Origin of the sequence: Microcystis sp. LE18-22.4A (assembly GCF_027531105.1) — a bacterium.
In the GTDB taxonomy this organism is placed as follows: Bacteria; Cyanobacteriota; Cyanobacteriia; order Cyanobacteriales; family Microcystaceae; genus Microcystis; species Microcystis aeruginosa.
The window spans coordinates 1-8,040 of the sequence record NZ_JAPZRB010000147.1; the positions used below are offsets into that span (position 1 = coordinate 1).

Genomic DNA, 8,040 nt, shown 5'->3' on the forward strand with positions numbered 1-8,040 from the left:
ACGTAATCAGACTGCATCTACAGTAATATGGACGTTTACGACCAGCGATGCTAGGGTCAAGCTGAAACATCTTTATCCTGTGTTTGAGGAGGAGGAATCGGGAGAATCTATTGCACCAAATTAGCTGAAACAGTCCACTACATTTTACCATTCTACATTTTTTAATCTGATCAAATTTGACTGATTTTCTCATCATCAATCAACCAATTCTCTAACTTTAAACCAGGAACACGCTCAAATTCACGAATATTTGCGGTAACAAGAGTCAAATCAAGCGCTAGAGAATGAGCAGCAATCAGTAAATCATTTGGACCGATTGGGGTTCCTGCTTGCTCCAAATGTTTACGAATTAGGGCATAGTGCTTATCTACAGTTGATTCTAATGGCAAAACTGTCAAGAACTCAAGGATGCGTTCTAGTTGCTGTACCAGACGGTAGGAACCACTTTTAACCACGCCAAATCTTAATTCACACGCCACAATGATGCTCGTACAAACGCTTTCTTCGCCCACATCTACAATATGCCGGAAAACCTGACCTTGAGGATACTTGATCAAATTTGACAGAATGTTAGTATCAAGAAGATATTGATAGGTCATTGGGTGGTACTAAAATGTGATGTCATCAAGGGAAAGCAACCCTTCATCTATATCAGGAAAATTGTCTGTAATGTCTGGCAAAGTAGTCAGCAAAGAAAGTAGAGAACCAGAAGAAATCGGCTCAATGATTAAGCGATGACCTTCTTTGCGTAACAAAACCTCTGTGCTTGATAAGGCAAGTTCAGGAGGAATATTTAAGACTTGCTCTTGTCCACTTGTTAGTAAAGAAACCTGACGTAAGTTTTGCATCTGTTGACCTCTTTTTTAATGATCACCTTACTATTTTATAACAGGGAACAGGGAACAGTAGTAGTAGGGTGCGCCCTTCGATAGCGTAACGCACCAAATAAATTAATGATAGGTGTGGTGCGTTACGACGGATTGTTAGATGATTGAGTAGGGGCGAAGCATTCGGACAATAACCTATTGCTGAAACCCTAGATTTCCTATCCGAATGCTTCGCCCGTACCCTGAATTTTTCTCTAGCAAACTCAATTCTAGTCTAATTATAGTGGGGTGCGATCTTCGATAGCGTAACGCACTGCCCATAGCAGATTAATTAAAGATTTATCAAAAAAGAACTAACATAGTCGATTTTCCTGTAGGATGATAATACTTAGAGTTTATTATTCTGCGACGGGCTATGGGATCAATTGAGCAACTGACAGAAGAGATATTGTCCTTACCTAGTGTATCAAGGGCGCTGCTTGCAGACAAGTTGGTAGAAAGCTTAGAATTCGACACCGATTCAACAATTCAGGCAGTTTGGGTGACTGAAGCAAAAAGACGAAGAGGCGAGGTTCGGGATGGCTCTGTGCAGCCAATTTCGGGGGAAGAAGCTCTGGCTCAAGTTAGACGACTGATTGAGCCATGAGGTATGTATTTCACCCTGAAGCTCTCACTGAATATGCTGAAGCAGTTCAATACTATACAGAGCAACGGGTTGAGGTTGCACAGGCATTTATCAATGCTATCGAGGATACGGTTTATCGAATTAGAGCATCTCCTACTCATTATGTTGTTGCCGAATCTCTTTATGTAGAAGTTGGATAATCATGCCAAAACTTCCAGGAATAAATCATTTAATAGCAATTAAGTCCTTAGAAAAAGCAGTATTAGTAGGGTGCGCCCTTCGATAGCGTAACGCACCAAATAAATTAATGATAGATGTGGTGCGTTACGACGGATTGTTAGATGATTGAGTAGGGGCGAAGCATTCGGACAATAACCTATTACTGAAACCCTAGATTTCCTATCCGAATGCTTCGCCCGTACCCCGAATTTTTCTATAGCAAACTCAATTGGGGATGGGGGGTGAGTGCGATCATGGATTTTAAGCTATAATCAAAGATGTTGATTTATCCCATGAAGTAACAATGTTATCGATTAATCTAGATCGAGAAACCGAGAACTATCTAGCAGACATCATTTCCGAAGAGAATATTAGCTCAGAAGAACTTCTGAAAAAACTCATTTACGAACATTGGCAAAGCTTAAAACCGCGTAAAACTTTATTACAACGCCGGGGAGGTCATCCTCAGCATCTTTTAGAAAATGCTCCACCTGATTTGTCATTGCGAGAAAACCGCAAAAAAGTAGTGGCAGAATATATCCAAAACCACCATCAGCAAGATCATTCATGACAAATTATCCCCCCAAAATTATTACAGATAGCAGTATTTTATTCGCCTATTATAGTTCCCAAGATATAGTTATTTCAACTAAGAATGAGACAAGACTCACCTATCTCACTATTATTGTCAGTAAGCACTCCCGCAGGGGCGAAGCATTCGGATAAGAAATCTACGGTTTCAGCGATAGGTTATTGCCCGAATGCTTCGCCCCTACAACCTTATTTGAAATGACTATATGTTACATTTGGGCGCAGGTTTCCCAGATGGCGAAAAGTGGGATATAATTACAAATGATAATAGTCAAAATTAAAAGGTAAGTATGCGCTATAAAGTAAGGTTACAAGAGAGCGAGGAAGGATATGCGATATGGTGTCCAAGTTTACCGGGGTGCTGGTCACAAGGGGAAACTAAAGAGGAAGCTTTAGAAAATATCAAGGATGCCATTCAACTCTACTTAGAGACAGTCGAAGAACTAAATAAAGATGACGAATCTCTTTATGTAGAAGTTGGATAATTATGCCAAAACTTCCAGGAATAAATCATTTAAGAGCAATTCAGGCCTTAGAAAAAGCAGGTTTTCAAGTCATTAGACAAGGTAAACATATTACGATGGCGAATGGGAAGCGTATTATTGTCATTCCTAGAGCCAATCCGGTTAATGCTTATACTATGGCTGGAATTGTTAACGATGCTGGATTGACCATTGAAGAATTTAAAAAGCTTTTATAGCTTTTCGACAATTATTTTAATACTTTTCATGATTATTTTTTAAACAAATTTTCCCAATTCATCAAGCAAATCCATCGCCACCTCTAGCCAGTCCACCGCACCCTCTGAAGACGGCTCAGGCGTTGCTTCCCTTACCCCTTCCGGACGCGAGACTAAGGGTTTAAAATTCTCATGATTCTCGCTGGCCTTCTCTTCTAAAAACTCCTTTAATAGCGTCGGACGCTCATAGTCCTGCCGATAGTCCCAGACCCAGTTTAACACTGTGATTACCTCCGCTCGCTGTTCCGCCGACCAGCCTTGTTTATCGATATACTGCGCCATGATTTGCTGACAGTTTTCCCACCGACGGTAAGCCTCCCACAGCGCCGATATAGGTTTCCTCATCGCCAAGGACACCGCACCGCCTTCTGGGAAATCCTGACGCAGGTCCGAACTCAACAGAACCCCAGTTAACCAAGCTCCTCCTTCCCCTAACTCGACTAAAATATAGGCCAATGTTGCTGGATTTAGGTCAATATTGACCCTAGCTTGGCTTAAATCTAACAGTTCTTCACCAGAGTCTTGAGGAATCAATATAGCTTCCAGTTTACCTAGCTTGGGTAGTACCACATCTGCTGTTGGATTGAGTAGTTGTAGCACCGCTTGAGCGTGGTCAGCCGCCGCAGGCTCCACCTCTATCCCATGCTCTTCCAGATAATATGTCAGCACCGCCGCCGCTAAGGTGTTCTGACGAATCAATTCCCCAAAGCTGGGATTAGGGTGAGCCAGGGCCAGTTTATTGGCTTGCTGTTGAGCCGCTGCGTCCCAGGGAACCCAAACAGAAGAAGATGCTTGTCCAGTGCTGTCCTCCTCCTCCGTTGTGTCTGCGATCGCTAACCACGCCTGAAACTCAGGATCGTTTTCTAGTTCGTCATCGTCAAACCAGTCCTCTAGGGGGTTGAGAGGTTCATTGACATCTGAGGTTGAGGTAGAGATAGACATAATTTTCTAGGAGGGAACGGGGGACATTAGAAAAGGGGTTTCTTCGAGAAACCGTTTTCTGGGTTAACTTCAGTCTTCCGAGAGAAGATCTTCTGCGGAAAAATGTTTTTGGAGCCAAGGACAACACTTGTCATTATAGAACCGGCGAATTGTGGTGTCGTCGCACCCCCACTGTTTTGCCATTTCCTCCCAAGGGACGGATTCTGGGGGTAAGAGGTTTAAGATCAACAGTTGGGCGTTAATGTGGCTTAATGCTTTGCTTCGGGGCTGAATCTGTTGGAGTTCTCTAGCACAGGGACCCTCCACTGCTTCTCTGATATTCTCCCACCACGCTTGAGACGGCCTAGACCCAATGTTATCTAAAGGATCAATGGTTTGCTCTGCATCATCGGGGTTAATTCGGGGATTCGCCGTCAAGCGTTGCTCTTGGGCTTTTCTGATAGCTACCCCCTCCAAGGCGTGATAGAGGCGTGTTCCTAGCCACCCTTTAACGGTACACTGTCCACTCTGTTGTCGGTAATGGGGATTAAAGACAGAATCCTTACCTCTGGGGGTTGGTTGGCCTTTTAAGCTCAGGCCAAGATAGCGCCACACCTGGAATTTCGCTTGATTAATGTCCTCTTGCTCAAGTTCCTGTTGATATTGGTCGCTAATCTTCCCTTTAATCCAGGGAGCGGAGATCCAGTTTTTGATTTTAGGGTCTAACTTCCTGCCAATGTCATCCTTAAGGATATGCCAGAGGCGATCGAGTTGCTGCCAAGTTGGGTTATCCTTCGCCCGATAGTAAGGAGATTCGGGTATGACGCACTCATTGGTACTGGGGTGACGGTTATCGAGGACAATCCGCACAAGAGCGCATAAGGGGAGGAGAATCTCTAGCGGTGGGCTGGTTAGCGCCCTTGGGGAGTTGAGAAATTGAATGATTTTATCTATACGTCCATAAAAGCACTTTTCCGCTTGCAACCACTGCTCACTCCCTGAGGGGAGAAAGTTAGAGTCATTTTCTTCAAGGGGTTTGCCGGTTTCCGGCACAACATTACGGAGTCGTAGCCGCCAGTAGGTTGCCACCTTGACTAGGGGAATAAGCTCGTCGTTCACGGCATTGTCTTTTCCTTAAAATTATTTTTTCCACAACTGCAAAAAAAAGTCTAGTGGCTCTCATTAGTTAAGTGAGCGGATGAAAAGCCGCAATAACTTAACAAGGAGTTGACTGATGGCAGCAACAATTGTAGCACCCTCGAAGCCGGATTTTTCCTCGATCGGAACTGAGCAAAAATCATTATTCGATCGGGTTATCAATCCCCAAGCCCTGTATAATCGTTTCGGATCTTCGTCTCAGGCATTGACCGCCCAGAATGAATTTAGCACCGAAGGACGCGGCGAAGATTATCTGGACAGTATTCGGCTGTTTCCAGATGTTCGCTCTGAAGGAACCCTTGATTTATTGAGGCTGGCTCACCCCCAAGGTTCCCTGGAATTTGACGGTGACTATATTATCGCTGATCTTCTCGCTGGCGATGGCTATATCGAAGAAACGTCGAAAAGGCATCTATCTTCCGCACCTTTGTTTGTCAATTCCGATAGCTCTCCTTTCATGGTGCAGCAGTCGCGCCAAAAGGGGATGTTTGCGGTTTGCCAATTCGCTCAAGACCTATTTTGGCTTAAGGATCAGTCAGTCGATGCCACAATGTTCGCTTATGGCACACATCATATTCCGCAAGAATTTCGCAGTCAAGCAGCGAAAGAAGGGGCGCGGATTCTCAAGTCTGGTGGGCGTTGGGTTTTGCATGATTTTGAGGAAGATGGCCCGATGGCTCGCTTTTTTGGCGAGGTAGTCAATGAATACGGCAAGACGCGCCACGATTATCCGCATTTTACCCGTCAGGAGATGCTTAATCTCGCTCAAGATGCGGGGCTTTCTGATATTGCCATTGAACACATTGCCGACCCTTTTGTGGTCTGGGCCACCTCGAAACTTGCGGCCAAGCGCTTGCTTTGCAACTACGTTATCAAGATGTACGGACTGAGCGGTTTAGAGAATGAACTTGATTTCACTTTTCACCTGCTCGAACAGTATTTTAGCGTGAATTTGACTGAAAATCTCTCTGGCTATGAAGCTCGACTGATCCGCAATGCTTTAGTCTGCCACGGGACTAAATAGTTGATTCGCCCCCTGACTTCTCCAGGGGGCTTCCTCACCCCCTGACCCCAGAAATATTTATGACTGACAATCTGACTTTTAATCAAGCGCCAACTGTGCGCGATTCTTTGCCTTCGCCGAATCGGTCGGGAGTAAGGAAAGAAATGGAGGCTTTACCCAAAGTTCTTCAGCCATTTTTAACCTGGGTTGTCGGTGTCTCCGCTACCGATGAGACTCTACCTCAACCCAGACCGCGCCGCTATTTAGCCAAGGTTTGCGGTTTACTGTTGCTGGGGATTTCCCTCAGTTGTTGGGCTTTAGTCCTTCAAGGGTGGGGTTATCTATGGTTGATTGTCGGTTGGAGTCTCACCGTTTCCGCCTCTCGACAACTGCAAGTGGTCATCGTTCACCATTGCGCCCACTCTAATTTCACAGGCGATCGATTCTTCGATCAATACCTTGGACGGTGGATTTCCGCCTTAATGTTGATTCTCAGCTTCGATCAATATCGAATCCGCCATCGTAAACATCATCAAGATCCCTTGCTTGATGATGATGAGACAGTGGAAGCGCTTCGTCTTCGGGCGGGAATCCATCCTGGTTTGAGTCGAGAAGCGCTATGGCGACGGATGATCATTGGTTTGTTTTCCCCTCTCTTTCATGGCCGCTTCTGGATTGATCGAGTACGCTCAAGCCTATTTTCGAGCGATCGCGCCCATCAACTACGCAGTGGGTTAGTGGTCTTGGCCCAGTTAGGTTTGGTCGGGTTCGGTCAATGGTGGCTCGCCTACGGGGTGGCTTGGCTGTTCCCTGTGATCCTGTTGCATCAGATGAGTACCTTAATCCGCCAATGTTCAGAACACCTTCACCCCGCGCCCGAAGCAGATTTGAAAAAGGGCAAGCGTTATTATGCCCGGGCAACGGTGGGGATATTTTTGGGAGATCCTCTACCCAGGGCGGATCAACCCTTTGGCTCTAAATTCTGGCAATGGTGCGTTTGGTGGTTGAGGTTAGGGATGATCTATGTTCCGATTCGCTTGCTGATTCTAGTGGGGGATACCAGTTGCCATGACTACCATCACCGTCACCCCGGTGTCGATCAGTGGCTCAATGCGGCGATCGCCCGACAACGGGATGTGGACGCGCATCATCCGGGCTGGCCAGTACCTTATCAAGAAGTATATGGGCTATGGCGGGCGATCGATCTATCGTTTACAAGTTTGAGCCTAATGTCAGTGCAAGAGTAAGCCATAGAACATTTGTATTAGTAATTGAGGCAAGGAAACGGGCAACAGGCAACAGGCAAGAGTAAGGGTTTTCGCTTGTTTTTCCAATTTTGACAATATGGAATTTCAATCCACAACAGCTTACTTGTTATTTACTTTTGCCCGTTGCCTATCCCCAATTCATCATTCCCAATTCCCAATTCCCAATTCATAATTCATCATTCATAATTCATAATTCCCCAAGGAGTTGACATCATGTTGTGTATAGTAGTTGAAAAATACGGACCCCCCGACCAGCTTCAATTGCAAATCCTGCCAACGCCGACGGTAGCGCCTGATCAAGTCTTGGTCAAGGTGAAGTATGCTGGAGTTAATTTTGTCGATATCTACGAACGCTCTGGGGTCTATTCTACGCCTCTGCCTTTGATTCCAGGAAAGGAGGGAGTTGGCGAGATTGTGGCCATGGGATCTGGGGTCAAAGCCTTCCATATCGGGCAACGGGTAGGATTTCCATATATGGAACAGGGAGCTTATGGGGAATATATCACCCTATCCGCCGATGGACTGGTGTCGTTACCAGAGTCTATCTCCGTTGACATCCTCGCCGCCCTAAAAGTGCGGCGATTCCTAAACCTCACGATTTAAGTTTCTGCTTCCACCACCGTCGCATACCACAGTTAAAAAACCATGTACTGTCTTACACAGAGTCCACAGACTTTCGCCCCATTTCA

Annotated in this window: 12 protein-coding genes and 1 pseudogene; 9 read left to right on the forward strand and 4 right to left on the reverse strand. The window is 45.5% G+C overall.

Translation table 11 applies throughout. From position 1 onward, the window contains the following. Positions 1–124: pseudogene (locus O9295_RS06660) on the forward strand (IS630-like element ISMae25 family transposase); the annotation flags it as partial. A 46-nt stretch (positions 125–170) separates the two neighbouring features. On the opposite strand, the gene O9295_RS06665 reads toward O9295_RS06660, so the two are convergent. Then, a complete protein-coding gene (locus O9295_RS06665) occupies positions 171–599 on the reverse strand; it encodes a type II toxin-antitoxin system VapC family toxin (protein WP_110580495.1) in 429 nt (142 codons plus the stop codon). A 9-nt stretch (positions 600–608) separates the two neighbouring features. Further along, positions 609–848 (reverse strand): antitoxin, encoded by a 240-nt coding sequence (locus tag O9295_RS06670; RefSeq protein ID WP_287727700.1) that lies wholly within the window; start codon positions 846–848, stop codon positions 609–611. A 394-nt stretch (positions 849–1,242) separates the two neighbouring features. Between O9295_RS06670 and O9295_RS06675 the strand changes: the two genes are divergently transcribed. From O9295_RS06675 to O9295_RS06695, 5 genes are all read left to right on the forward strand, one after another. Beyond that, on the forward strand, positions 1,243–1,473 hold the full coding sequence (locus O9295_RS06675) for an addiction module protein (RefSeq protein WP_002753232.1): 231 nt from the start codon (positions 1,243–1,245) through the stop codon (positions 1,471–1,473). Beyond that, positions 1,470–1,652 (forward strand): hypothetical protein, encoded by a 183-nt coding sequence (locus O9295_RS06680; RefSeq protein ID WP_288032435.1) that lies wholly within the window; start codon positions 1,470–1,472, stop codon positions 1,650–1,652. Before O9295_RS06675 ends, O9295_RS06680 begins: the two co-directional genes overlap by 4 nt. A 323-nt stretch (positions 1,653–1,975) precedes the next feature. Then, positions 1,976–2,242, forward strand: a complete 267-nt coding sequence (locus O9295_RS06685; RefSeq protein WP_046661765.1) for a hypothetical protein — start codon at positions 1,976–1,978, stop codon at positions 2,240–2,242. A gap of 310 nt (positions 2,243–2,552) precedes the next feature. Further along, positions 2,553–2,747 carry a type II toxin-antitoxin system HicB family antitoxin gene (locus tag O9295_RS06690; protein WP_002784633.1) on the forward strand — a complete coding sequence of 65 codons (195 nt, stop codon included), beginning with the start codon at positions 2,553–2,555 and terminating at the stop codon, positions 2,745–2,747. A 2-nt stretch (positions 2,748–2,749) separates the two neighbouring features. After that, entirely contained in the window at positions 2,750–2,962 is a 213-nt protein-coding gene (locus O9295_RS06695) for a type II toxin-antitoxin system HicA family toxin (protein ID WP_004268323.1), read from the forward strand. 39 nt (positions 2,963–3,001) lie between these two features. Here O9295_RS06695 and O9295_RS06700 read toward each other — a convergent pair whose 3' ends face one another. Together O9295_RS06700 and O9295_RS06705 are read right to left on the reverse strand one after the other, a co-directional pair. Beyond that, positions 3,002–3,943, reverse strand: coding sequence for a DUF1822 family protein (locus tag O9295_RS06700; protein WP_288032436.1), 942 nt, complete (start codon positions 3,941–3,943; stop codon positions 3,002–3,004). Positions 3,944–4,012: 69 nt separating this feature from the next. Then, on the reverse strand, positions 4,013–5,041 hold the full coding sequence (locus O9295_RS06705) for a hypothetical protein (RefSeq protein WP_288032437.1): 1,029 nt from the start codon (positions 5,039–5,041) through the stop codon (positions 4,013–4,015). Between the two features lie 115 nt (positions 5,042–5,156). Here O9295_RS06705 and O9295_RS06710 point away from each other — a divergent pair, with 115 nt between their 5' ends. The 3 genes from O9295_RS06710 (at position 5,157) to O9295_RS06720 (ending at position 7,954) form a co-directional block, all read left to right on the forward strand. Continuing rightward, positions 5,157–6,104, forward strand: a complete 948-nt coding sequence (locus O9295_RS06710; protein WP_288032439.1) for a class I SAM-dependent methyltransferase — start codon at positions 5,157–5,159, stop codon at positions 6,102–6,104. Between the two features lie 59 nt (positions 6,105–6,163). Next, positions 6,164–7,330: a fatty acid desaturase gene (locus tag O9295_RS06715; RefSeq protein WP_288032440.1), complete on the forward strand. Its 1,167-nt coding sequence runs from the start codon at positions 6,164–6,166 to the stop codon at positions 7,328–7,330. A 234-nt stretch (positions 7,331–7,564) separates the two neighbouring features. Beyond that, the gene (locus O9295_RS06720) at positions 7,565–7,954 is read left to right on the forward strand and encodes an alcohol dehydrogenase catalytic domain-containing protein (protein ID WP_288032441.1); all 390 of its coding nucleotides are present in this window, start codon (positions 7,565–7,567) and stop codon (positions 7,952–7,954) included. Positions 7,955–8,040 lie beyond the last annotated feature (86 nt).

What these genes read in the sequence shown, in the direction of transcription:
- O9295_RS06665 (WP_110580495.1), bottom strand. Translation starts at nt 599, where the DNA reads ATGACCTATCAATATCTTCTTGATACTAACATTCTGTCAAATTTGATC.
- O9295_RS06670 (WP_287727700.1), bottom strand. Translation starts at nt 848, where the DNA reads ATGCAAAACTTACGTCAGGTTTCTTTACTAACAAGTGGACAAGAGCAA.
- O9295_RS06675 (WP_002753232.1), top strand. Translation starts at nt 1,243, where the DNA reads ATGGGATCAATTGAGCAACTGACAGAAGAGATATTGTCCTTACCTAGT.
- O9295_RS06680 (WP_288032435.1), top strand. Translation starts at nt 1,470, where the DNA reads ATGAGGTATGTATTTCACCCTGAAGCTCTCACTGAATATGCTGAAGCA.
- O9295_RS06685 (WP_046661765.1), top strand. Translation starts at nt 1,976, where the DNA reads ATGTTATCGATTAATCTAGATCGAGAAACCGAGAACTATCTAGCAGAC.
- O9295_RS06690 (WP_002784633.1), top strand. Translation starts at nt 2,553, where the DNA reads ATGCGCTATAAAGTAAGGTTACAAGAGAGCGAGGAAGGATATGCGATA.
- O9295_RS06695 (WP_004268323.1), top strand. Translation starts at nt 2,750, where the DNA reads ATGCCAAAACTTCCAGGAATAAATCATTTAAGAGCAATTCAGGCCTTA.
- O9295_RS06700 (WP_288032436.1), bottom strand. Translation starts at nt 3,943, where the DNA reads ATGTCTATCTCTACCTCAACCTCAGATGTCAATGAACCTCTCAACCCC.
- O9295_RS06710 (WP_288032439.1), top strand. Translation starts at nt 5,157, where the DNA reads ATGGCAGCAACAATTGTAGCACCCTCGAAGCCGGATTTTTCCTCGATC.
- O9295_RS06715 (WP_288032440.1), top strand. Translation starts at nt 6,164, where the DNA reads ATGACTGACAATCTGACTTTTAATCAAGCGCCAACTGTGCGCGATTCT.
- O9295_RS06720 (WP_288032441.1), top strand. Translation starts at nt 7,565, where the DNA reads ATGTTGTGTATAGTAGTTGAAAAATACGGACCCCCCGACCAGCTTCAA.